Annotated in this window: 22 protein-coding genes and 1 tRNA gene; 11 read left to right on the top strand and 12 right to left on the bottom strand. The window is 53.1% G+C overall.

Features of this window, described 5'->3' with window-relative positions:
• Positions 1 to 9: 9 nt before the first annotated feature.
• Complete coding sequence (gene arcA, locus HV237_RS21045; protein ID WP_016151497.1) at positions 10 to 1230, bottom strand: arginine deiminase; 1221 nt, start codon at positions 1228 to 1230, stop codon at positions 10 to 12.
• A gap of 673 nt (positions 1231 to 1903) precedes the next feature.
• Between arcA and HV237_RS21040 the strand changes: the two genes are divergently transcribed.
• Positions 1904 to 2356, top strand: coding sequence for a YhcH/YjgK/YiaL family protein (locus HV237_RS21040; protein WP_016151499.1), 453 nt, complete (start codon positions 1904 to 1906; stop codon positions 2354 to 2356).
• Positions 2357 to 2455: 99 nt separating this feature from the next.
• On the opposite strand, the gene argF is transcribed toward HV237_RS21040, so the two are convergent.
• Entirely contained in the window at positions 2456 to 3463 is a 1008-nt protein-coding gene (gene argF, locus HV237_RS21035; protein ID WP_047358551.1) for an ornithine carbamoyltransferase, read from the bottom strand.
• A gap of 163 nt (positions 3464 to 3626) precedes the next feature.
• Between argF and rraB the strand changes: the two genes are divergently transcribed.
• From rraB to HV237_RS21020, 3 genes are all read left to right on the top strand, one after another.
• Positions 3627 to 4052 carry a ribonuclease E inhibitor RraB gene (gene rraB, locus HV237_RS21030; RefSeq protein WP_016151501.1) on the top strand — a complete coding sequence of 142 codons (426 nt, stop codon included), beginning with the start codon at positions 3627 to 3629 and terminating at the stop codon, positions 4050 to 4052.
• A 51-nt stretch (positions 4053 to 4103) separates the two neighbouring features.
• Entirely contained in the window at positions 4104 to 4862 is a 759-nt protein-coding gene (gene miaE / locus HV237_RS21025) for a tRNA isopentenyl-2-thiomethyl-A-37 hydroxylase MiaE (protein ID WP_019078254.1), read from the top strand.
• Between the two features lie 165 nt (positions 4863 to 5027).
• Complete coding sequence (locus HV237_RS21020; protein ID WP_047358550.1) at positions 5028 to 5858, top strand: hypothetical protein; 831 nt, start codon at positions 5028 to 5030, stop codon at positions 5856 to 5858.
• A 26-nt stretch (positions 5859 to 5884) separates the two neighbouring features.
• Here the strand turns inward: HV237_RS21020 and HV237_RS21015 are convergent, their stop codons facing one another.
• A complete protein-coding gene (locus tag HV237_RS21015) occupies positions 5885 to 6388 on the bottom strand; it encodes a GNAT family N-acetyltransferase (RefSeq protein ID WP_019078256.1) in 504 nt (167 codons plus the stop codon).
• Between the two features lie 193 nt (positions 6389 to 6581).
• Between HV237_RS21015 and HV237_RS21010 the strand changes: the two genes are divergently transcribed.
• Positions 6582 to 7772 (top strand): DUF898 family protein, encoded by a 1191-nt coding sequence (locus HV237_RS21010; RefSeq protein ID WP_047358549.1) that lies wholly within the window; start codon positions 6582 to 6584, stop codon positions 7770 to 7772.
• A 55-nt stretch (positions 7773 to 7827) separates the two neighbouring features.
• On the opposite strand, the gene HV237_RS21005 is transcribed toward HV237_RS21010, so the two are convergent.
• From HV237_RS21005 to pepA, 3 genes are all read right to left on the bottom strand, one after another.
• The gene (locus tag HV237_RS21005; RefSeq protein WP_016151504.1) at positions 7828 to 10683 is read right to left on the bottom strand and encodes a valine--tRNA ligase; all 2856 of its coding nucleotides are present in this window, start codon (positions 10681 to 10683) and stop codon (positions 7828 to 7830) included.
• A complete protein-coding gene (gene holC, locus HV237_RS21000) occupies positions 10683 to 11126 on the bottom strand; it encodes a DNA polymerase III subunit chi (protein WP_016151505.1) in 444 nt (147 codons plus the stop codon). Before holC ends, HV237_RS21005 begins: the two co-directional genes overlap by 1 nt.
• 110 nt (positions 11127 to 11236) lie before the next feature.
• A complete protein-coding gene (pepA, locus tag HV237_RS20995; RefSeq protein WP_003025870.1) occupies positions 11237 to 12748 on the bottom strand; it encodes a leucyl aminopeptidase in 1512 nt (503 codons plus the stop codon).
• 153 nt (positions 12749 to 12901) lie between these two features.
• Here pepA and HV237_RS26070 point away from each other — a divergent pair, with 153 nt between their 5' ends.
• The 3 genes from HV237_RS26070 to lptG all read left to right on the top strand — a co-directional run bounded on the left by HV237_RS26070 (position 12902) and on the right by lptG (position 15197).
• Positions 12902 to 12952, top strand: a complete 51-nt coding sequence (locus HV237_RS26070) for a hypothetical protein (protein ID WP_212723231.1) — start codon at positions 12902 to 12904, stop codon at positions 12950 to 12952.
• Positions 12953 to 13014: 62 nt separating this feature from the next.
• Positions 13015 to 14115 (top strand): LPS export ABC transporter permease LptF, encoded by a 1101-nt coding sequence (lptF, locus tag HV237_RS20990; protein ID WP_016151506.1) that lies wholly within the window; start codon positions 13015 to 13017, stop codon positions 14113 to 14115.
• Positions 14115 to 15197: an LPS export ABC transporter permease LptG gene (lptG, locus tag HV237_RS20985; RefSeq protein WP_008786067.1), complete on the top strand. Its 1083-nt coding sequence runs from the start codon at positions 14115 to 14117 to the stop codon at positions 15195 to 15197. The genes lptF and lptG overlap by 1 nt, the downstream gene beginning before the upstream one ends.
• A gap of 39 nt (positions 15198 to 15236) precedes the next feature.
• Here the strand turns inward: lptG and HV237_RS20980 are convergent, their stop codons facing one another.
• From HV237_RS20980 to idnD, 5 genes are all read right to left on the bottom strand, one after another.
• Positions 15237 to 16739 (bottom strand): helicase HerA-like C-terminal domain-containing protein, encoded by a 1503-nt coding sequence (locus HV237_RS20980; protein WP_029139751.1) that lies wholly within the window; start codon positions 16737 to 16739, stop codon positions 15237 to 15239.
• Between the two features lie 79 nt (positions 16740 to 16818).
• Positions 16819 to 17817: a LacI family DNA-binding transcriptional regulator gene (locus tag HV237_RS20975; RefSeq protein WP_047358548.1), complete on the bottom strand. Its 999-nt coding sequence runs from the start codon at positions 17815 to 17817 to the stop codon at positions 16819 to 16821.
• 52 nt (positions 17818 to 17869) lie between these two features.
• Positions 17870 to 19189 (bottom strand): gnt-II system L-idonate transporter, encoded by a 1320-nt coding sequence (gene idnT, locus HV237_RS20970; protein ID WP_016155581.1) that lies wholly within the window; start codon positions 19187 to 19189, stop codon positions 17870 to 17872.
• 187 nt (positions 19190 to 19376) lie between these two features.
• On the bottom strand, positions 19377 to 20141 hold the full coding sequence (gene idnO, locus HV237_RS20965) for a gluconate 5-dehydrogenase (RefSeq protein ID WP_016151510.1): 765 nt from the start codon (positions 20139 to 20141) through the stop codon (positions 19377 to 19379).
• A gap of 11 nt (positions 20142 to 20152) precedes the next feature.
• The gene (idnD, locus tag HV237_RS20960; protein ID WP_016155582.1) at positions 20153 to 21196 is read right to left on the bottom strand and encodes an L-idonate 5-dehydrogenase; all 1044 of its coding nucleotides are present in this window, start codon (positions 21194 to 21196) and stop codon (positions 20153 to 20155) included.
• Positions 21197 to 21413: 217 nt separating this feature from the next.
• Between idnD and idnK the strand changes: the two genes are divergently transcribed.
• Positions 21414 to 21935, top strand: coding sequence for a gluconokinase (gene idnK / locus HV237_RS20955; protein ID WP_047358547.1), 522 nt, complete (start codon positions 21414 to 21416; stop codon positions 21933 to 21935).
• Positions 21936 to 21965: 30 nt separating this feature from the next.
• Here idnK and HV237_RS20950 read toward each other — a convergent pair whose 3' ends face one another.
• Positions 21966 to 22985, bottom strand: a complete 1020-nt coding sequence (locus HV237_RS20950) for an NAD(P)-dependent alcohol dehydrogenase (RefSeq protein WP_016151513.1) — start codon at positions 22983 to 22985, stop codon at positions 21966 to 21968.
• Between the two features lie 220 nt (positions 22986 to 23205).
• Here HV237_RS20950 and HV237_RS20945 point away from each other — a divergent pair.
• Both HV237_RS20945 and HV237_RS20940 read left to right on the top strand, forming a co-directional pair.
• Positions 23206 to 23290: transfer RNA gene (locus HV237_RS20945), tRNA-Leu, on the top strand.
• Positions 23291 to 23489: 199 nt separating this feature from the next.
• Positions 23490 to 24740: an integrase arm-type DNA-binding domain-containing protein gene (locus HV237_RS20940; protein ID WP_181541627.1), complete on the top strand. Its 1251-nt coding sequence runs from the start codon at positions 23490 to 23492 to the stop codon at positions 24738 to 24740.
• Positions 24741 to 24768 lie beyond the last annotated feature (28 nt).

Raw genomic sequence — 24768 nt, 5'->3', positions numbered from 1 at the left:
AACGTCTCCTTAAATACCGTCGCGTTCCAGCGGGCAACTCATGCAGCGCGCACCGCCGCGCCCACGTCCCAGTTCGTCGCCAGGTATGGGTAAAACAGTGATGCCAGCTTTGTCGTATTTTTCGTTGGTCCAGATGTTGCGTTCGTAGCCCACCACAACCCCGGGGCGCAGCGTCAGAACATTGTTCGCGTCATTCCACTGTTCGCGTTCAGCTTCGAAAGCGTCGCCACCGGTGGTGATCAGATTGATCTGGTCGAGGCCAAGTGCTTTTTCGAGGGCATGTACCAGCGTACTTTCCTGGGTGCGTTTCAGGCCGCCGCGCCCGTCTGGTGTCAGGGTCCAGCACTGGACATCCGGGCGCACCACTTCCGGGTAGACGGAGAAGGTATCGATATCGATGTGGGTCATGACGGTATCGAGGTGCATACAGGAGCGATGTTTCGGCAGTTCGACTGCGATAACGCGTTCTGCCTGGCGATGCTTAAAGAGCGACTGGGCAAGGAACTCAATGCCCTGCGGCGTGGTACGTTCCGACATACCGATGAGAACTGCGCCGCGACCAATGACCAGTACATCTCCACCTTCTAATGTGGCGTGGTCGTAATTAATATTTTCATCGCCGAAATATTTAATAAAATCACCATCGGCAAATTGTGGATGCCAACGGTAAATCGCCCGCAAGTTATTAGTTTCTCGTTGACGTGCAGTTTTTGCCATCGGATTAATGGATACGCCGTTATATATCCAGCATGAGGTGTCGCGGGTAAATAAGTGGTTTGGTAATGGCTTCATAATAAAGTCATTAATATCGTGAGTATCGACCACCATATTTTTGATTGAGGCAGGAATTTCTCCGTATGTCAGCCCACCGCTTAAATGTCGGGCGAGCTCCCGGTGCTGCATATCTGCAAGCCAGGCGCGAATATCCGTGGCGAAAGCGGGGCCAAGGCGATAATCAGAAATTTGTGTATCCAGTAGCCAGCTTTTGGCATCGGGGATATCCAGAGTTTGTGTCAATAAATCAGTGAGTAACAGAACCTCAATTCCCTGTTGACGTAACGTGTTGGCGAAAATGTCATGCTCTTCTCCTGCACGTTCTACCGAAAGAACATCATCAAAAAGCAATTCCTGGCAATTTGATGGCGTCAGCCTTTTTAGGCTGAGGTTAGGGCGATGTAGCATTACGCTACGTAATTGACCGATTTCAGATCCGACATAATGCTTTTCCATCATTATTCCTTTAATACAATTTTAAAAAATAAAGAGGAGGTGCCTGCAAATAATGTTTATTGCAGTCATGGTTTTTCAGCTGATTTCAGAATCTATATTTAGATCTTATCTGATATAGAAACGTGATTCATTTCACAGTCAGGTCGATGTTTGGCATTTGTTGTTTAATTTATGAGATGGCTCTGAGAATTTAAAAAATAAAAACATGAATAATTGAATTACTACGCAGGAATATGTCTTGTTATTTAACTGTGTTAATTTTATGTACATATCTAAATATTTAATAAATTAAATAGCGCGTTGATTTTTATATGTTTTTATATATTTAATGAATTTTTATGCGAATCTATTATTTTATTATTTGTACTGTAAGGTTTATTTCAAAATAAATATGACGATGAAGAAAGATAACGAAGGAGACGTAAACTGTGATCGATTGCTGGTTTTTCTAACAAAGCTTTCTATAACAGTGAGTTAGTGACTGAGTTGAAAAGTATGAGACGAAAGTTATGCAGAGTTTATGCATAACCTGTTGCTGGCTATTAGCAATTATTTAACATCATCAGCGATAAACATGCGTTGACGCAAAATATCGGCAAATAGCAGTGGTATGGCAGACAGTTTTTTCGTATAACAACCAAAATGAAACGATGTTTTAATTAAGGGGTTTGAAATGATTGTCGGCAATATTCACAACCTGGATGCCTGGCTGCCGGAAGAGCTGCGTCAGGCGATTGAGCACATTAAAGCGCACGTGACGGATGCGACGGAAAAGGGTAAGCACGACATCGACGGCGAACGTCTGTTCTATCTGATTGCTGAAGATATGACGGAGCCGTTTGCGCAGCGCCGCGCCGAATATCACGCTCGCTATCTGGATATTCAGATCCTGCTCAAAGGTCAGGAAGGCATGACTTTCAGCACGCAGCCTGCGGGCGCACCGGAAACTGACTGGCTGGCGGATAAAGATATCGCCTTCCTGCCGGAAGGCGAACAGGAGAAAACGGTGGTGCTGAACGAAGGTGACTTCGTCGTCTTTTATCCGGGCGAAGTGCATAAACCGCTGTGCGCGGTCGGCGCTCCGGCGCTGGTACGCAAAGCCGTGGTGAAAATGCGGGTAGCATAAACCGGTTTGCCGGGGGCGACTTACCCGGCCTACGGAAGCATGATGGTAGGCCGGATAGGGTGCGTCAGCATCGCCATCCGGCAATTCAATCACGCAATGCTATGATTTGGAAAGCGTCGCGACCATCACCGCTTTGATGGTGTGCATCCGGTTTTCCGCCTGATCAAATACGATACTGGCGGGTGACTCAAACACCTCGTCGGTCACTTCCATGCCGCCGTGCAGACCATATTCCTGCGCCATTTGTTTGCCAAGCATGGTTTGATCGTCATGGAACGCAGGCAGGCAGTGCAGAAATTTCACCTGCGGATTGCCGGTCAACGCCATCATCGCGCTATTAACCTGGTACTTACGCAACTGCGCAATACGTTCGGCCCATTTCTCTTTCGCTTCGCCCATCGATACCCAGACGTCGGTATAGATGAAGTCCGCGCCTTTCACGCCCGTGGCGACATCTTCGGTTAGCGTTATATTGCCGCCGTTTTTCTGTGCCAGCGCTTTACACTCCGCAACGAGGCTTTCCTCCGGCCAGCAGGCCTGGGGCGCGACCAGACGCAGATCCAGTCCGGTTAACGCAGCGGCTTCCAGCATGGAATTGCCCATATTGTTGCGGGCATCGCCGGTGTAGACCAGCACCATCTCATTAAACGCTTTACCCGGCAGGTGTTCCTGCATGGTGAGTAAATCCGCCAGCAACTGGGTGGGGTGAAATTCGTTGGTTAATCCGTTCCAAACCGGAACTCCGGCATATTCCGCCAGCGTCTCGACAATTTCCTGACCGTGGCCCCGATACTGAATACCGTCGTACATACGACCGAGTACGCGGGCGGTGTCTTTGATCGACTCTTTATGACCAATCTGGCTGCCGCTCGGCCCGAGATACGTCACGCGCGCGCCCTGATCGTATGCGGCAACTTCGAAAGAGCAACGGGTGCGGGTTGAGTCTTTTTCGAAGATGAGCGCGATGTTTTTACCGGTGAGTTTAGCGACCTCGGTACCGTTTTTCTTATCCGTCTTGAGCTGCGCGGCGAGCTGGAGCAGTGACGTGAGTTCAGCAGAGGTGAAATCAAGCAGTTTCAAAAAATGTTTCTGATAAAACGCAGACATAGTTCCCTCACATGGCTTAGGCCATTTATTGAATTAAAATTCAATTTATATGGATGTTTATTCATTTGCAACCTTGTTTAACAAATCTTTCCTGGAAAGGTGGAGGCAATGACAGCGGTATGTGACAATAAGAGTATCGGCAGGACATTATGAGGAATGAGCCATGGCAAACCCGGAACTACTGGAAGAACAGCGTGAAGAAACGCGCTTGATTATTGAAGAGTTACTCGAAGATGGCAGCGATCCAGACGCGCTGTACACCATCGAGCATCACCTTTCCGCGGACGACTTTGAGACCCTGGAAAAAGCGGCAGTAGAAGCCTTCAAGCTGGGTTATGAAGTGACCGAGCCGGAAGAGCTGGAGGTGGAAGAGGGCGACACGGTTATTTGCTGTGACATCCTGAGCGAATGTGCTCTGAATGCCGAGTTGATCGACGCTCAGGTTGAGCAACTGATGAACCTGGCTGAAAAATTTGATGTGGAATACGACGGTTGGGGCACCTATTTTGAAGACCCGAACGGCGAAGAAGGTGAAGACGGCGACGATGAAGACCTCGTCGACGAAGATGATGACGGCGTGCGTCACTAAGTCATCTGCTGACCTACGGTAGCATCTGCTGCCGTAGGCCAAGGATAACGTATGGATTACCTGCAAATACTCTCCCCGATCCACAACTTCCTGCACTGTAAAACGCCCCAGGCCTGGCTTGATAAAGCGCGAGCCCCGGCGAATCTCCCTCTGTTACTGACGGATCATCTCGTCTGCGAGCTGAAAGCGGCGCAAACGGCCATGCTGCTGGTGCGTAAGTATGTTGCAGATAAACAGGGATCGCAGGCGCTACTGGACTGGCTGAAACCCTATGAAGCGTATGCTTTCAGAGAAGGGGATGAACCGGATTTTATCGCGCTGAATAAACAGATAAGCAAAAGCGTAATGCCGCAAACTGACGACCCGTGGGGGCGCAAGCTGATCGACAGCATGGTTTTGCTGATCAAAGAAGAGCTGCACCACTTCTGGCAGGTGCGTGAGGCGATGATGAGCCGCAACATTCCCTACGTCAAAATTACCGCCAGCCGTTATGCCAAAGGCATGCTCAAAGAGGTGCGAACCCACGAGCCATTAACGCTCATCGACAAACTGATTTGCGGGGCTTACATTGAGGCGCGTTCTTGTGAACGGTTCGCCGCGCTGGCGCCGTATTTGGATGACGATTTACAGGCATTTTATCTTTCTCTGCTGCGATCCGAGGCGCGGCACTATCAGGACTATCTGGCTCTGGCACAGCAGGTTTCTGCCGACGATATCAGTAGTCGGGTGCGGTTCTTTGGCGAAGTAGAAGCCGCATTGATTACTTCTCCCGACGATGAATTCCGCTTCCACAGCGGCGTGCCAGCCTGACTCTCTTCTCTGACGCGCGGCGCTAATCGTCGCGCGGTTTTACCTTTCCTGTTTCCATTAGCAAAATCTGGTGGCTGGAAATCGCTCGCTGCTGCCGTAATAATCAAAACACACGAAGGGGAAATATATCCCCGCAACAGAGACTGTTTTGCATAAGGATGGTTAATGAACTGGGCACACGTATTGTTGGCGGGTTATATCGGGGCGGTGATTGCTATCGTCGTTGGCATGTTTCGCAAAAAAGGCTGGCTGGGCAAGATCTCCGGCGCGGTGGTTTTTGTGGTGGCGATTGTCGCGTGGAATCTGTTTGATGTGCACTACCTGATCCCGCGCGAAAGCCCTGATTATGGGCTGTCGGACGCGCAGAAATTTGAAAATGCGATGCTGGCAATGCCTGTTTATCAGGTACTTAAAGAGCAGGAACCCGCGTTATGGCAGAACATCCTCAACCAGGCAACGCAACTGAAAGAAGCTGGGAAAAGCGAACAACAGATTATCGACGCTATTCAGCCGCAAATCCTGCAGGTACAGATGGCGCGTTTGCAGCAGGCACCCGATGCCAATGTGATTGAGTATATGAAAATTAACCTCGAGCAGATTGCTGCGGTGGCAAAAGTGGGCGATGACGAGTGTTTTCGCTTTCTGTTCCCGGCGGTGAAAGGCGGGATTAACCCGGTGCGTATTATTCCGCGGGAGCTGATGAATCGTCGTATGGCCAGCGACATGAGTATGATGCACGCGGCTTATGGCCCGAACAAACATACGGTTACGGCGCAAGAGAAACAGCTGGCGCTTCAGGATCTGCAATCCATCGGCCCGGGATTGGTACAGCGCTTTGGACCGGATATCCAGATTATGGCTGATCCGAGTAAAGGTGTGGGCAAAGAGAAAGTCGCCTGTGAAATGGTGCAGGATTTATGGTCACAGGTGCTGACGCTGCCAACCGCTCGCGCGGCTGGCGTCATTCGGCTGATGCTCTCCGCCGAAATGCAGTAACACAACCATTGCCCCTCCGGCTGAAGTCAGAGGGGTTTTAACATCCGCACTTCGCAATCCACGTGCCCGGTACAGCCCAGCGCTTCGCTGATATGCTCAAACCCTAAATGTTCATACAGGCGGATAGCCTCGGTCAGAAACGCCGTGGTCTCCAGATAGCACTGTTTGAAACCCTGTTCACGGGCATGTTCGAGGGCCATCAGCGCCAGCTTTTTCGCCAGCCCCTGACCGCGTGCGCTCGACAGGAAGTACATCTTTTGCAGTTCGCAAATGTCCGGTTCGCTACATCCTAACGGCGCAACGCCGCCGCCGCCCACGACTTCACCGTTTTGCTCAACCACCCAGTAGGCCGCGCCCGGCTGGCTGTAAACCTGGAATAGTTCATCCAGATTAGGGTCGGCAACGGTATAGCCCTTATCGGCAGTAAGCCCGTATTCAGCGGAAACTTTGCGGATCACCGCAGCGATAGCGGCATTATCTGCTGCGGTGATTCGGCGCAGCGTAAGCGTGGTGGGTAGCACAACATTCATAATATGGCTCAATTCTAAAAATACACTTATATATTTATTTAATACCACTCTCTTCTGTCGGGTGCAAGACGTTCCTGAATCAGAAAAAATTAAAATACATTGGCTAATTAAAAATAGTATTGTAAACGAACCAGTAAATAAACACTGGTTTTTATTTTTTATCTTAATGGAATTTATATTAGGGATATTGTTCATGAATGATTTTGTTGGTGGCCGGGGAAATCAACGGCACACATTTATTTTTATCGGTAAAGGATGGCAGTACTTTATTATTTGCATTGTCAATTTTTTGCTGTGTTGTATTACTCTGGGTATTTATACGCCGTGGGCGATAGTGAAATGTCGGCGTTATATTTACGAGAATATGACTCTCAATGGCCAACCCTTTACCTATAAGGCGACTGGTGGCGCGATATTCGTAAGCTTCTTGTCGATTATGGTGGTTTATGGTGCCAGCATGAGTTCTATTGCTAACGGCAGTCCTCTCGTTGGTTTTACTTTGATTGGTTTACTGGTAGCAGTCCTTCCATTAATGACCATAAAAAGCCTGCAGTATCAGGCGATGATGACGTCGCTTAACGGTGTGCGTTTTGGTTTTGACTGCTCACAATTACATGCATGGCTTTTTTTACTGGTTGTGCCAGTGGTGCTTGCTGTGGTGAACTGGGGAGTGATTTATCTTCTGATACTTGCCACCGACTGGATTGAGGGCAGTACTGGAATGCTTATCAGAATAGCATTTATTGCGTTGGTGGGAATTGTGGGCATGGGTATCACCTACGGTATTACCTGTGCAAAATGGATGCAGTTAGTGGGTAATGGCGGTAATTTTGGTATTCACCGCTTTACTATTAACGTTAATATGAAAGTAAGCATAGTGGGGTGTATTAAAGCCGTGCTGGTGTTGCTGCCATTTGTTGTTGTGATTGTCTGGCTAATTGCCCCTATTTTTCTGCAAATGGTGATGTTGGCTGTGTTAGGAGTGGCCGACGACGAATTTATCCGGGAGAATCAGAGCAGAATAATGGCGAGCTATTTTCTCTATTTCGCTGGAATTATTGTGGTTGGAAGCTATTTATACACCACGCTACGTAATCTGTTCATGAATAACCTGGCGCTGGCCGAGGGCAAAATCCGCTTTCATTCTTCCGTCACTGCACATGGCCTGATCTGGCGTTTTGTACTGGTGTTGTTTCTTTCAGGCATCACGTTTGGGCTAGCTTATCCGTGGATGAAAATGTGGCTGGTCAGTTGGCTGGCCAGTAACTCCCATGTACAAGGGGATTTGGATGCGCTGGAACTGACTGACCATACAGAGGCGTTGGAAACAGGTCCGGCGATGTGGGTATCACGTGGTGTGATGACCTACTTCCCGTTCATCTGATACAACAAGGCCGGAGCATGCTCCGGCCTTTAATACGTGTATAACGTAACGGCAATTACAGCGCGGCGATGACCGCCTGCTGCTCAATCAGCTTCGCTTTCGCTTCCGCATAACCGTCCAGCTTCTCACGCTCTTTGGCGATAACTGCTTCCGGTGCGCGAGCAACGAAACCTTCGTTGGAAAGTTTGCCTTCGATACGGGCAATCTCACCTTCGATTTTCGCCACTTCTTTCGCCAGACGCGCCAGCTCATCTTCTTTATTGATGAGGCCAGCCATCGGGATCAGCAGCTCGGCGCCGTCGATGATTTTGGTCACGGAGACTGGACCTTTGTCATCGGCTGGCAGCACGGTGATGCTTTCCAGACGCGCCAGGTTCAGCAGGAAGCTACGGTTATCGTTCACACGGCGCATCGCATCAGCGCTGCAACCGCGCAGCAACAGTTCGAGCGGTTTACCTGGGGCGATGTTCATTTCCGCACGGATGTTACGTACGGCAACGATCGCCTGCTTCAGCCATTCGGTATCAGCCAGTGCGGCTTCATCAACCTGTGCGGCGTTATATTCCGGGAACGGCTGCAGCATGATGGTGTCGGCGGTAATACCGGAAATCACCTTCACGCGCTGCCAGATGGTCTCGGTGATGAACGGGATGATCGGATGCGCCAGGCGCAGCAGACCTTCCAGAACGGTGACCAGCGTATTGCGGGTGCCGCGCAGTTCAGACTCGGAACCGCCGTTCATTACCGGCTTGGTCAGCTCCAGATACCAGTCGCAGAACTGGTTCCAGGTGAATTCGTACAGAATGCCCGCGGCGATGTCGAAGCGGAAGTTGTCCAGCGCTTCGCGGTACGCTTTGATGGTCTGGTTGAATTCAGCAAGGATCCAGCGATCCGCCAGCGACAGGGTCATTTCGCCGCCGTTGAAGCCGCAATCCTGGTCTTCGGTGTTCATCAGCACGAAGCGACTAGCGTTCCACAGCTTGTTACAGAAGTTACGGTAACCTTCCAGACGCTTCATATCCCAGTTGATGTCGCGACCGGTAGAGGCCAGCGCCGCCAGGGTGAAGCGCAGTGCGTCGGTGCCGTGCGGCTCGATGCCGTCCGGGAACTGCTTCTCGGTACGCTTGGCAATCTTCTCGGCCAGCTGCGGCTGCATCATGTTGCCGGTACGTTTCTCCAGCAGTTCTGCCAGGGAGATTCCGTCGACCATATCCAGCGGGTCAATGACGTTGCCCTTGGATTTGGACATCTTCTGGCCTTCGTCGTCGCGGATCAGACCGGTCATGTAGACGGTCTTAAACGGCACTTGCGGCTTGCCGTTTTCATCTTTGATGAAGTGCATGGTCATCATGATCATGCGGGCAATCCAGAAGAAGATGATGTCGAAACCGGAAACCATCACGCTGGTTGGGTGGAACTGACGCAGCGCGTCGGTGTTTTCCGGCCAGCCCAGGGTAGAGAAGGTCCACAGTGCGGAGGAGAACCAGGTATCGAGTACGTCTTCGTCCTGGCGAAGCTGAACGTCGGCACCGAGGTTGTTTTCCTGACGCACTTCGTCTTCTGTACGGCCAACGTAGACGTTGCCGTCGTTGTCATACCATGCCGGGATACGGTGACCCCACCACAGCTGACGGGAAATACACCAGTCCTGAATATCGCGCATCCAGGAGAAGTACATGTTTTCGTACTGCTTCGGTACGAACTGAATGTCGCCGTTCTCAACCGCTTCAACCGCCGGTTTCGCCAGCACGTCGGCACGGACGTACCACTGGTCGGTCAGCATCGGTTCAATAACCACGCCGCCACGGTCGCCGTAAGGTACGGTCAGGTCGTGCGGTTTAATTTCTTCCAGCAGGCCCAGCGCATCAACGGCGGCAACCACCGCTTTACGCGCGGCAAAGCGTTCCAGCTTCTGGAACTCGGCCGGGATTTCATTGGAGTAAACGTCGGACTCTTCGCCTTTGGTGTCGTACACTTCCGCGGTTTCACGGATGTCGCCGTCAAAGGTCAGAATATTGATCATCGGCAGGCCGTGACGTTTCCCAACTTCGTAGTCGTTAAAGTCGTGCGCCGGGGTGATCTTCACGCAGCCGGTGCCTTTTTCCATATCAGCGTGTTCATCGCCGACAATGGGAATGCGGCGGTTAACCAGCGGCAGAACAACAAATTTGCCAATCAGATCTTTATAACGCGGATCTTCCGGGTTGACGGCCACGCCGGTATCGCCCAGTACAGTTTCCGGACGGGTGGTGGCGACGACCAGGTAATCTTTACCATCAGCGGTTTTCGCACCGTCGGCCAGCGGATAGCGGATGTGCCACATTGAGCCTTTCGACTCGCGGTTTTCCACTTCCAGGTCGGAAATCGCGGTGCGCAGTTTCGGGTCCCAGTTCACCAGGCGCTTGCCACGGTAAATCAGGTCTTCTTTGTACAGGCGAACGAAGACTTCTTTCACGGCATTGGAAAGACCTTCGTCCATAGTGAAGCGCTCGCGCTCCCAGTCAACGGAGTTGCCGAGACGGCGCATCTGGCGGGTGATGGTGCCGCCGGATTCCGCTTTCCACTGCCAGATTTTGTCGATAAACGCTTCGCGACCGTAGTCGTGGCGGGTTTTACCTTCTTCAGCGGCAATCTTACGCTCAACCACCATCTGGGTTGCGATACCCGCGTGATCGGTACCTGCCTGCCACAGAGTGTTTTTACCCTGCATGCGCTGGTAGCGGATCATGGTATCCATGATGGTTTGCTGGAAAGCATGACCCATATGCAAACTGCCGGTGACGTTCGGCGGCGGGATCATGATGCAGAAGGACTCTTTGCTTTCATCGCCGTTAGGTTTGAAATAGCCCTGCTTTTCCCAGTGCTCGTAAAGCGGCTGTTCGATATCTTGTGGGTTGTATGTCTTTTCCATTATTTCCAGGTTGCCGTATTCAGGTTAAAACCAGCCACGCGGTAAGCTTTGTAGCGATCGCGTGCCGATTGTTTCAAAGAATCTTCGTAAGGAACGAAGTCTATCACTTCTGTGAAAGCGGTGGCAAAATCTGCAAAGCCAACGCGCAAACTGATAAGCAGGTCGCGCGGGCTGCTGTTGCGTTTCTCCGGCCAGGCAATTTCTACCGGTGCGCCGCCTCTGGGGCCTTCACCTGCCAGATTATGCGGAACAAAGCTTTCTGCCGGTCTTGCCCACAGGGCTTCATCCAGTCGAAGAGCCTGCTTTTCGTTTTCGCAGGCGATCAGCACGCGCTTGCCAGCACGCCAACGTTCTGCGGCAATTTCACACACCAACTGCTCGACGGCGCTTAAGCCATCGTGTTGCGTGTCATTGTCCAGAAGATAGAAAGTTGCGTTTCTCATATATGGGGCTTCTTCTGGTGAATTTAAATGCGTTGCCATGATGCACAACCGTAGGCCGGATGGCGTTGCGCTTATCCGGCCTACGGGTCTTATTGCTTGTGCTTACCGCCTTACTCTTCGCCGTTAAAACCGGCACGATTGAGCAGGAACTGCGACAGCAGCGCCACCGGACGACCGGTTGCGCCTTTGGCTTTCCCTGAACGCCATGCGGTACCGGCGATATCGAGGTGCGCCCAGTTGTACTTACGGGTAAAGCGTGACAGGAAGCAGCCCGCGGTAATGGCGCCGCCAGGACGTCCGCCGATGTTCGCCATATCCGCAAAGTTGGACTCTAGCTGCTCCTGGTATTCATCGCCCAGCGGCAAACGCCACGCGCGGTCGCCAGCCTGTTCGGACGCACCGATCAGCTCATGCGCCAGCGGGTTGTGGTTCGACATCAGTCCGGTGATGTGATGGCCCAGCGCAATCACGCACGCGCCGGTCAGGGTTGCGACGTCAATCACCGCTTCTGGCTCAAAGCGCTCGACGTAGGTTAATACGTCGCACAGGACCAGACGGCCTTCGGCATCGGTATTGAGTACTTCAACGGTCTGACCAGACATGGTGGTCAGCACGTCGCCTGGACGATACGCACGGCCACCCGGCATGTTTTCGCAGCCTGCCAGCACGCCGACGACGTTGATTGGCAGCTGAAGCTCGGCCACCATGCGCATCACGCCATATACCGCTGCCGCGCCGCACATGTCGTATTTCATCTCATCCATGCCTTCGGCAGGTTTGATGGAGATACCGCCGGAGTCAAAGGTTAACCCTTTACCGACCAGCACGATCGGACGCGCGTCTTCGGACGGATTGCCTTTGTACTCGATGACCGACATCAGCGACTCATTCTGCGAGCCGTGACCGACGGCCAGATAAGAGTGCATGCCCAGCTCTTTCATCTGCTGCTCGCCGATCACGCGGGTTACAACATTTTTGCTGTAGCTGTCTGCCAGTTGGCGCGCCTGAGAAGCAAGGTAAGCGGCGTTACAGATGTTCGGCGGCATGTTGCCGAGATCTTTTGCCGCTTTAATGCCGGCGGCGATCGCCAGACCGTGCTGGATCGCACGCTCACCGCTGGTCAGTTCCCGGCGGGTCGGTACGTTGAAGACCATTTTACGCAGCGGTCGACGCGGCTCGCTTTTGTTGGTCTTCAGTTGATCAAAGCTGTACAGCGTTTCCTGTGCCGTCTCAACGGCCTGACGCACTTTCCAGTAGTTATTGCGCCCTTTGACGTGCAGCTCAGTCAGGAAGCAGACGGCTTCCATTGAGCCAGTATCATTCAGCGTATTGATGGTTTTCTGAATGACCTGCTTGTACTGGCGCTCATCAAGCTCGCGCTCTTTGCCACAACCAATGAGGAGAATTCGCTCAGACAGAACGTTAGGAACATGGTGCAGCAACAGGGTTTGACCTGGTTTGCCTTCCAGTTCGCCACGACGCAGCAGTGCGCTGATGTACCCGTCGCTGATCTTGTCGAGCTGCTCTGCAATCGGAGAGAGACGGCGTGGTTCAAAGACACCCACGACGATGCACGCACTCCGCTGTTTCTCCGGGCTACCGCTTTTTACACTGAACTCCATGCACTACGCTCCTGAATCTTAAAGACAACGGCGGTGGCTACGGATAGAATTGCAAGCTTTCGTAACTCATACCCGCTGTTGCGGTGACTTCGTGTTAATCTTAACGTTATTACGGCATTGGCACGTCAGAACAATTTCTGAGAGGTGGATCCGTTGAGTATAATGATCTTAGCGACGATTTCGACGACTCAAGAGAATAAATGACGTTTAAGCCATGAAACAAGCTAAATTCCGGCAAAAGACGGGTTTTTACGGGCGTATTTAAAGTGATAATCATAAGATATCTGGTTCGGGAAACGCTCAAAAGCCAACTTGCGATCCTATTCATCCTGCTTTTGATCTTCTTTTGTCAAAAGTTAGTCAGGATCCTTGGTGCGGCGGTTGACGGTGATATCCCGGCGAATCTGGTGCTCTCGCTGCTGGGGCTGGGCGTGCCAGAAATGGCGCAACTTATCTTGCCATTAAGCCTGTTCCTCGGGCTGCTGATGACGCTGGGCAAACTGTATACCGAAAGTGAAATTACGGTCATGCACGCCTGCGGGCTGAGCAAGGCTGTCTTAGTGAAAGCGGCGATGGTGCTGGCGCTGTTTACCAGTATTATTGCGGCGGTCAACGTGATGTGGGCCGGACCGTGGTCCTCCAGACATCAGGACGAAGTCCTGGCGGAGGCGAAAGCGAACCCCGGTATGGCGGCGCTTGCTCAGGGGCAATTCCAGCAGGCGACTAACGGCGGCTCGGTGCTGTTTATCGAAAGCGTTGACGGCAGTAACTTCAATGATGTGTTCCTCGCGCAAATCCGCCCGAAAGGTAACGCCCGTCCTTCGGTGGTGGTAGCGGACTCCGGTCATCTTACCCAATTGCGCGATGGCTCTCAGGTCGTGACGCTGAACCAGGGGACGCGTTTTGAAGGGACCGCGCTGCTGCGCGATTTCCGCATTACCGACTTCCAGAATTATCAGGCGATTATCGGTCATCAGGCCGTGGCGCTGGATCCAAACGATACCGACCAGATGACCATGCGTACGCTATGGACGACCGACACCGATCGCGCCCGTGCGGAGCTGACCTGGCGTATCACGTTAGTATTCACCGTATTTATGATGGCGCTGATGGTTGTACCGCTGAGCGTGGTTAACCCGCGTCAGGGTCGCGTACTGTCCATGCTGCCAGCAATGCTGCTTTATTTGCTGTTCTTCCTGGTTCAGACATCGCTGAAGTCGAACGGCGGCAAAGGTAAGCTGGATCCGGTGTTCTGGATGTGGACGGTTAACCTGGCGTATCTGGCGCTGGCGATTGTGCTTAACCTCTGGGATACGGTGCCGATGCGCCGCTTACGTGCCCGTTTTATGCGTAAAGGAGCGGTATAATGCAGCCTTTTGGTGTACTTGACCGCTATATCGGTAAAACCATTTTCACCACCATCATGATGACGTTGTTCATGCTGGTGTCGCTCTCCGGGATCATCAAGTTTGTCGACCAGCTGAAAAAAGCCGGGCAGGGGAGCTACGATGCGATGGGCGCCGGGCTGTATACCCTGCTCAGCGCGCCGAAAGATATCCAGATCTTCTTCCCGATGGCGGCGCTGCTGGGTGCTTTGCTGGGGCTGGGCATGCTGGCGCAGCGCAGTGAACTGGTGGTCATGCAGGCTTCTGGCTTTACCCGCATGCAGGTGGCGTTGTCGGTGATGAAAACCGCGATTCCGCTGGTGTTGCTGACGATGGCCATCGGCGAATGGGTGGCGCCGCAGGGCGAACAGATGGCGCGTAACTACCGTGCGCAGCAGATGTACGGCGGCTCGCTGCTCTCGACCCAGCAAGGTTTGTGGGCGAAAGATGGCGACAGCTTTGTCTACATCGAGCGGGTGAAAGGTGACGCCGAGTTAGGCGGAATTAGCATCTACTCCTTTAACGACAAGCGCCGTCTGCAGTCCGTTCGCTATGCCGCAAGCGCGACGTTTGACCCGGAGCAGAAGGTCTGGCGTTTGTCGCAGGTGGATGAATCCAACCTGACCGATCCGAAGCAAATCACCGGCTCGCAGACGGTGAGCGGCACCTGGAAAACCAACCTTACACCCGACAAGCTCGGCGTCGTGGCGTTGGATCCTGATGCGCTCTCGATTAGTGGTCTGCATAACTACGTGAAGTACCTGAAGTCGAGCGGCCAGGACGCCGGACGCTACCAGCTCAATATGTGGAGCAAAGTCTTCCAGCCGCTGTCTGTGGCGGTAATGATGCTGATGGCGCTGTCGTTTATCTTTGGTCCGCTGCGTAGCGTCCCGATGGGCGTGCGAGTGGTGACAGGGATTAGCTTCGGCTTTGTGTTCTATGTGCTGGACCAAATCTTTGGCCCGCTGACGCTGGTGTACGGCATTCCGCCGATTATCGGCGCGTTGCTGCCAAGCGCCAGCTTCTTCCTGATAAGCCTGTGGCTGATGCTGCGTAAGTCCTGATATTCGCCCCTCCCGCTGTGCGGGAGGGGCGCCTTCCTGCTAGCGTTTTCTCCCGCCCATCAAACTCCCCAACATGCCGCGGATTATCTGATTGGTGACCTGTCGCGCCGCGCTCTTCGCCACGCTCTGTACCACGCCATCGCGCTTGCCGCCGCGCGGTCCGGTGCTGCCAAACAGAATATCCTTCAATCCACCGAGAATACCGCCGTCCACATCGATCGCTTTACCGTTGGCGGGAGGTGTATTTTGCTGCTCGGTGCTGGCCTGCACGCCTTGCTGTAAACGCTCATAGGCGGACTCGCGGTCGACCTGTTCTTCATATTTACCGTACAGCGAGGAGTGATTGATCAGCCCGTTACGCTCGTCATCCGTCACTGGTCCCATCCGCGAGCACGGCGCAATCACCATTGCTCGTTCAACCACAGACGGGCTGCCTTTAGCGTCCAGAAACGACACCAGCGCCTCGCCGGTTCCCAGTTCCTGAATGGCTTTTTCGGTATCAAATGCCGGGTTGGCGCGCATGGTTTGCGCGGCGGTTTTCACCGCTTTCTGATCCTTCGGTGTAAACGCGCGCAGGGCGTGCTGCACGCGGTTCCCCAACTGACCGAGCACGTTGTCCGGAATATCTGACGGGTTTTGCGAGACGAACCACACGCCGACCCCTTTCGAGCGGATCAGGCGGATCACCTGTTCGATTTTATCCAGCAGCACCTGCGGGGCGTCGTTGAACAGCAGGTGAGCTTCATCGAAGAAGAACACCAGTTTTGGCTTCTCCAGATCGCCTGCTTCCGGCAGCTGTTCGTACAGTTCGGAGAGCATCCACAGCAGGCTGGCGGCGTACAGTTTGGGCATCTGGTAGAGCTTCTCTGCGCTGAGGATGTTGATCATCCCTTTGCCGCTGGCGTCAGTTCGCATCCAGTCTTTGATGTCCAGCATCGGTTCGCCAAAGAAGTGCGCCGCCCCCTGTTGCTCCAGCGACAGCAGTCCACGCTGGATTGCCCCGACCGAGGCGCTGCTGATATTGCCATACTGATTCTGGAAGGATTTGGCGTTATCGCCGATGTACTGGGTAATGGCTCGCAGGTCTTTGAAATCGAGCAGCAGCAGGCCCTGGTCATCAGCAATGCGGAAGATAATATCCAGCACGCCGGACTGTACGTCGTTGAGGTTCAGCAAACGGGCCAGCAGCAGCGGGCCGAGGTCAGATACCGTGGCCCGCACGGGGTGACCTTTTTCGCCGAAGATATCCCACACCGTGACCGGATTAGCATGCGGTTGCCAGTCGGTAATGCCGATATTTTTCAGGCGGGCGAGCAGCTTTTCAGAGGCCTGCCCTTCCTCGGCCACGCCGGTTAAGTCGCCTTTCACATCGGCCATAAATACCGGTACGCCAATTTCAGACAGCGATTCGGCCAGCTTCTGTAGCGTGACGGTTTTACCGGTCCCGGTCGCGCCGGTAATCAGTCCGTGACGGTTGGCCATGCCTGGCAGTAAAAACAGTTCGGTGTCCGGCGTGCGGGCAATTAGCAGGGGTGTGCTCATTGAGATTTCCTCCATTTATCTTGCCTGGAGTATAGGCAATGTCCATCAAAGAGAGTATGCGATGGCCAGAGAAAATGACTTAAAGCGTATTGCCGTGATAAATCTGGTACCCCAAATCCACGGTGTTGTGGTTATGGTCGTTGTTCTTGATTTTGCTCAGCAACATCTGCGCTGCCATGCGGCCAATGTCAAAACGCGGGGTGATCACGCTGGCGAGGCTTGGGATCATCTGCCTGCCCATTTCCAGCCCGTGGAAACCGGCAATCGAGATCTGTTCCGGAACGGCCAGATCGCGCTCGCGGCACAGCAGCAGCGCGCCCATCGCAATATCGTCGTTGGTGCAAAAAACGCCGTCTAAATCCGGATGCGCGGCGAGCGCGTCCCGCATCATCTGGGTGCCGAGATGGATGGACGAAATAGAACGCGGATTGACGCGCAGCGGCACCAGACCCCGGCGCGTCATGGCATCGCAATAGCCGCGATAGCGCTGTTCATCGCGGACGTCGTCTTTCGAACCGAGATAGAGGATTTTGCGCCGCTGGCGTTTATCCAGCATGGTGCTGACCATATCAAATGCCGCCTGACGGTTATCGAAGCCCACTTCCATGTCCAGACGATCGCCCTGAATATCCATCAGCTCCACCACCGGAATGTTGGCTGAACGCAGAAACTTCACCGTACGCAGGGTGTGATATTTCTCGGACAGGATAATGCCGTCGATATTGTATGACAGCAGATTGATCACCGACTCTTCCTCGGATTCCCGGTCGTAATTGTAGTTAGCGATCAGCGTCTGATAGTTATGGTCCGAGGTGACCGACTCAATGCCGGCCAGAATGTCAGCGAACAGCTGGTTTTGAAACGAGGGGATCAGCACGCCAAGCGTATAGCTTTGCGCATTCAGCAGCATCGCGGGCGCGCGGTTGGGGATGTAATTAATCTCCTCCATAATCTGCGCGATGCGTTCACCGGTTTCCTTTGCGACCTTTTTTGGCGAGCGAATGTAGCGGCTCACCGTCATTTTGGTCACGCCCGCCAGCGTGGCGATGTCTTGCAAAGAAATTCTGTGGTTCCTCATTTTCTCTCCAGTGCCGGGGAGCGCGGATCTGTGCTCCCCGGTGATGACCGTCTTAATGCAGAATGGCGTTCAGCGCCAGAACCCCCAGCAGCCCCATAATGGAAATCAGCGTCTCCATTACCGTCCAGGTACGCAACGTTTCCCCGACGCTGAGATTAAAATAGCCTTTAAACAGCCAGAATCCCGGATCGTTAACGTGGGAGGCAATCACGCTGCCCGCGCCGGTAGCCAGCACCATCAGCGCCGGGTCGGCGTGGGTGACGTTAATAATCGGCAGTACCACGCCTGCGGTGGTGATCGCCGCCACGGTGGCTGAACCGAGCGCGATACGCAGCAAGGCGGCGACCGTCCAGCACATCAGCAGCGGAGAAAGCGACGTGCCGGTCATCAGGTGCGAGATATATTGCCCCACGCCGCTGTCGACCAGAACCTGCTTAAACGCGCCGCCCCCGGCGATGATAAACACAATCATCGCAATCGCACCGATAGAGTCGCCAATGATATCCATAATTTGCTCGATCGTACGTCCGTTACGTCGACCAAGGGTAAAAATGGCGAGTACGATAGCGATAAACAACGCGACCGCAGGGTTACCGATAAACTCAAAGAACACCCGTACGCTGTTGGTTTTCGGCAGCGTGATTTCGCACACTGCGGCGACCGCCATCAGTATGACCGGGATTACCGCGGCAAAGATACTGTTCCAGAATGACGGCATCTCTTCTTCGGTGAACAGATGCGGGTTGAATAACCCTTCCGGCGGCGCTTTCTCAAAGCGGGTCAGCAGCTTAGAAAACAGCGGCCCGGCAACAATCACCGTCGGGATAGTAATAATAAAGCCGTACAGCAGGGTAGTGCCGAGATTAGCCTCGAAAATGGTGGCAATCGCGGTCGGCCCCGGATGCGGTGGCAGAAAACAGTGGGTCACGGACAGCGCAGCTACCATCGGGACGCCAACATACAGCAGCGGCAGGCCGGAAGAGGCCACCACCGTAAACACCAGCGGCAGCAGCAGAACAAAGCCGACTTCGAAAAACATCGCCAGACCTACCACCAGTCCGGTGATCACCAGCGCCCACTGCACGCGTTTCTTACCAAACGTGCCAATCAGCGTGGTGGCGATGCGCTGAGCCGCGCCGGTATCGGAAATCAGCTTACCGAGCATTGCACCGAAGCCAAGGATCATCGCCAGACCGCCGAGCGTCCCGCCGATCCCATTTTGTATTGAATGCAAAACGGCCTGGGCATCCATCCCTTCGGCAAAACCGACGACCGCCGCCACCAGGACCAGAGCAATAAAGCCGTTAACTTTAAAACCAATCATCAGGACCAGGAGCAGCGCGACGCCTGCCGCAATTATTATTAATGGCATAATCGTTTCTCTTATATCCCCGTCATACTTCAAGTTGCAGGTGTGTTGGCTACGCTCACTCACCCGAATCACTTACTCAAGTAAGCTCATCGGGTTCATTCACTTGCCGCCGTCCCGCAACTCGAATTATTTAGGGGTGGCCAAAAATGCAGCGCCTGGGCGCTGCGTGATGTTGCGTTGTGTTGCATCAGACGGCGACCAGCATGCCGCCATCGACAAACAACAGGTGCCCGTTAACAAAATCGGATGCTTTGGAAGAGAGGAAGACCGCCGCGCCAATCAGCTCCTGCGGATCGCCCCAGCGCGCGGCTGGCGTACGTTTGCACAGCCAGGCGGTGAAGGCTTCATCCTCGACCAGCGCTTTGGTCATCTCGGTTTTGAAGTAGCCCGGTGCGATACCGTTGACCTGGATATTGTGGCGTGCCAGCTCAACGCACATACCGCGGGTGAGCATTTTCACCGCGCCTTTCGAGGCGGCATACGGCGTGATGGTGTCGCGGCCCAGTTCGCTCTGCATGGAGCAGATGTTGATGACCTTCCCGGCCTGACGTTCCACCATGCGACGCGTTACTGCCTGCGAGACCAGGAACACCGCCGTCTGGTTAACGGCAATCACATCGTTCCAGTCCTGCTCCGGGAACTCGGTAAACGGATGGCGGCGCTGAATACCGGCGTTATTCACCAGTACATCGATTGGGCCAATGTCTTTTTCGATATGGTCGATGGCGGCATCAATGTCCTGTTTCTGCGTAACATTAAACGGCGCGGCAACGGCGCGGATCCCTTCCTGTTGCAGTTTGGCGACGGCAGCCTCTGCGCGCTCCGGCGTAATATCATTGACGATAATCTGCGCGCCATATTTACCCAGCCCGGTCGCCAGTAAATAACCAATACCCTGGGCCGAACCGGTGATCAGAATATTTTTTCCATCCAGTGAAAAAAGATCGTTCATTATGTTCTTCCTTATTTTGTTTCAGCAAAAACGAGCTGGACTTTCGCCGCCTGGGTTTTATCCCCGGCAAAGATCAGCGCCTGTTCAAGCTCGGTAAACGGATATTCAGCGCTGAGTAACGGCAGTGGATCGATAACGTTATTCGCCAGCCACGACACCGCGGTGTTGAACTCGGTGGTAAAGCGGAACGAGCCTTTGAGCGCGATCTCTTTGCCGATCAGCATCATCATCGGGAAGTCCGGCACCGCGCCGCCCATGCCGACCTGCACCATCACGCCTTTCGCGCGGGTGACCTCCAGGCAGGTGGTGATTGAGGACGGATGACCGGAGACTTCGAAGCTGACGTCGAAGTAGCCTTTCTCTTTTTTCCACTCATCGAGTGAGTCCTGCTGCGGGTTAATCAGCGTGTCAGCACCCATCTGCTGGGCAAGCGACAGCGAGCGCGGGCTGATATCAGCACAGACAATTTCTGCTGCGCCGAGCGTTTTCACCGCGCTGACGATCAGGCAGCCGATAGGCCCCACGCCGGAGATAAACACGCGCTTGCCCTGCAGGTCTCCTGCTTCATGTGCGGCGTGGATCGCGACTGCCAGCGGTTCGGCAAAGGCCATGACTTTTTCATCGGCGTGCTGGGGGTAGGGGATGCACTGCGCGGTATCGACGGTTTTAAATCGGGTAAAGCCGCCGTCAACGTGGGGAAAATACATGGCGCTGCCAAAAAAGCGCATTTCCGTGCACTGGTTTTCTTCGTGCTGCAGACAGTATTTACAGTGGCCACAGGGCTTCGACGGATTAATAGCCACCGACTGACCTTCATGTAATTCTTTTGAGTCGCTGTGCACCACTTTACCAATAACTTCATGGCCTAAAATCATCGGTGCTTTAACGGTAAAATTACCGACTTTTCCTTCCTGATAATAATGTAAGTCGGAACCACAAATTCCGCCGCGGGTAATTTGTACCAGCGTTCCTTTATTATTCCATTCAATATTTTGGTCGGTAATGGCAACAGTTTTCTTACCCGCGACAACGCAGGATTGGGTTTTGACTTGCATAAATGCCTCACTGGTCAGGTAGTAACCTCGGCAGCATTTAAACGGTTTTGATTGTTATTATTTGTGATAAAGATCACGCTGGAAAATTGTTACACTACAATGTTACGCATAACGTGATGCGCCTTGTAAATCTGCTCAGCCGCGCCGAAAAAAGGTGAATTCTGCAATGTGGAAGGCGTAGTATCGCGTCATGGAATATGAATCTGGAGTTTTTTCAATGGCCGGGGAAAGTTATATTTTGATGGGCGTTTCGGGTAGCGGTAAATCTTTAATTGGCAGCAAAATTGCTGCGGTATTATCGGCTAAATTCATTGATGGTGACGATCTCCATCCGGCCAAAAATATTGATAAAATGTCTGAAGGTATTCCATTAACCGATGAAGACCGACTACCGTGGTTAGCGCGATTAAATGACGCTTCATACAGTTTATATAAAAAGAATGAGACCGGGTTTATTGTCTGCTCGTCATTAAAAAAACAGTATCGCGATATATTGCGGCAGGGCAGTCCGAATGTGCATTTTTTGTGGCTGGACGGCGATTACGAGACCATTCTGGCGCGCATGCAGCGCCGGGCAGGGCATTTTATGCCGGTGGGATTACTAAAAAGCCAGTTCGATGCGCTGGAGTGCCCGCAGGAGGACGAACGTGATATTGCCCGCATCGACGTGAACCATGACATCGAGCATGTGACGGAACAGTGCCGCCAGGCGGTGCTCGCGTTTCGTAACGGGCAATAAGCCCAGCCCCTTGCGGGACTGAGCCTTGCATCAGAAGTCGGCTTTCAGCACCACGCGGTAGCGGGCTTTGCCGTCACGCACGTGCTGGATAGCTTCGTTAATTCGCGACATCGGGTACAGTTCGGTGGTGGGCGACACCTTGCTGCGCCCGGCAAACTTCATCAGCTTGCGTAGTTCGAACGGCGTACCGGTTGCTGAACCGGAGATGCTGCGATCGCCGGCAATTAAGGTGAACGCTGGCACCGGTAGCGGCTTCAGCACCGCGCCGACGGTATGGAAGTTACCGCCGTAGGCCAGTGCTTCAAAATAAGGCTGCCAGTCGAGATCGACGTTAACCGTGTTAATAATGAGATCGAACTGGCCCGCCAGCGCTTTTAGCGCATCCGGATCGCGGCTGTTAACCACCTTATCCGCCCCCATCGCCAGCACTTCCTGCTCTTTCGCCGGATTGGAGCTGAACGCAGTCACTTCGCAACCCATCGCGTGTAACAGCTTAATGGCGATATGCCCCAGGCCGCCGATGCCGATCACCCCAACGCGACTGGTGGCGGTGATATGGTGCATCAGCAGCGGTTTGAACACCGTGATACCGCCGCACAGCAAGGGACCTGCCGCCGCCAGATCGATGCTTTCCGGCAGCGGGATCACCCACTGCCAGTCGGCCCGCAGCTTCTCGGCAAAGCCACCGCGATTGAGAATAGTGGGAACGGAACCTTCCAGGCAGTTAATCTGATTGCCGCTGATACAGGCGTCGCAATGCCCGCAGCTGCGCGCCGTCCAGCCAATGCCGACACGCTGACCAACCTTCAGACCTTTATCTTGCGCCGCGCTGCCGAGCGCCGCCACGCGACCAATCACCTCATGCCCGGCAACCAGTGGATACTGAGAGAACCCCCATTCGTTGTCGATCATCGACAAATCGGAATGGCAGATACCGCAGTAATCGACCTGGACTTCGACATCTTCCGGCTTAAGCTCGCCCGCATCATATTCATAGAGTTCGAGTTCGCTGCCCGCCGCTTTTGCGGCGTAGCTTTTTATCATCGACATCGTGTTTCCCTCAGTGTGGTGTTGAACTGGAAGTGTAGAGCATGGGGAAACGGGACGCTTCGCAGAAGGGGGGATTAATAAGGGGGCAAACTGTGACGATGGTTGCAGGTGAGAAAGGGAATGCTGAAATTTTCAACACTTAGCGAGTCAGGCACACGCTGGTGCTTGCATGGTGGCGCATGACAGGTATAATCCACAACGTTTTCCGCATCCCTTCCGTGCCGGAGTGGCGAAATCGGTAGACGCAGTTGATTCAAAATCAACCGTAGAAATACGTGCCGGTTCGAGTCCGGCCTTCGGCACCATCGGAACATCAATAGACGTCAACGGACGTCTTTTTTTGTGCCTGAAATCCAGTATCTGCAAGGCTTTCCGCGATTTTCCTTTCAACAGAAGTCAATCTGAGTCAACCCACATCAAGTCGCTTGTGAGTATAGAACCGAGTATATATGCTGGTTCGATAATGGTTGTATACTCACAGCGGCACATGGAAGGAGAACTTTTATGGCTCTGACAGATATCAAAGTGCGTTCTGCAAAACCACGGGAAAAACAGTACACACTTCTTGATGGAGATGGCTTGTTTTTATTAATCCACCCCAACGGGTCAAAATATTGGCGGCATCGCTTTCGCTTTGGTGGTGATCAGCATGTTATAGCGTTTGGCGTTTATCCTGAAATCTCTTTAGCTGATGCTCGTAAGAAGCGAGATGAAGCTAGGAGGCTGGTTGCTGCTGGTATTGATCCGCGTAAACATAAGCAGGTGGTTAAAGAAGAGTTGGCAAAAGAGGCAGTCACTTTTGAGTCTGTTGCGAGAGAGTGGCATGCCGCTAACAAGAAGTGGTCAGAGGAGCACAGTCGACGCGTACTGAAGAGCCTGGAAGACAATCTGTTCCCTGCAATAGGCAAGCGTAGTATTGAAGAGCTAAAAACTCGCGATCTGCTTACACCCATTAAAGTTGTCGAAGCAACAGGCCGCCTTGAAGTTGCTTCTCGTCTTCAGCAACGAACGACTGCCATCATGCGGTATGCTGTTCAAAGTGGCCTGATTGATTACAATCCGGCCCAAGAGATGGCTGGAGCAGTTGCTTCCAGTAACCGTGTTCATCGTCCAGCACTTGAGCTGAAACGCCTACCTGAACTACTCCGCCGAATTGACAGTTACACGGGACGCCCTTTAACTCGTCTGGCTGTTGAACTCACCTTGTTAATCTTCATTCGTTCAAGTGAACTGCGTTTTGCGCGCTGGTCTGAAATAGATTTTGAAACGGCAATGTGGACAATACCGGCTGGACGAGAAGCTATTGAAGGAGTGAAGCATTCGGAACGTGGCTCGAAAATGCGTACTCCTCATTTAGTGCCGCTTTCTCGTCAGGCTCTGGTAATCCTTAAACAGGTTCACAAGCTTAGTGGCGAGCGAGATTTTGTTTTCGTTGGAGATCACAATCCTTGTAAACCGATGAGTGAAAATACAGTGAACAAGGCGCTGCGCGTGATGGGATATGACACTAAGATTGAGGTTTGCGGTCATGGCTTCAGGACCATGGCATGTAGCTCGTTGATTGAATCTGGATTGTGGTCGAGAGATGCAGTTGAACGGCAGATGAGCCATATGGAGCGTAACTCTGTGCGGGCGGCTTATATTCATAAGGCGGAACATTTGGATGAGAGACGATTGATGTTGCAATGGTGGGCGGATTATCTAGATGTGAATAGGGAGAAGGGGATTAGCCCGTTTGACTATGCGAAAGCATAGTTAAATTGGAAGACTATTCGCAAAGAAG

The sequence above is a fragment of the Citrobacter sp. RHBSTW-00570 genome, assembly GCF_013739755.1.
In the GTDB taxonomy this organism is placed as follows: Bacteria; Pseudomonadota; Gammaproteobacteria; order Enterobacterales; family Enterobacteriaceae; genus Citrobacter; species Citrobacter braakii.
This window is presented reverse-complemented; position numbering and strand designations above follow the sequence as displayed.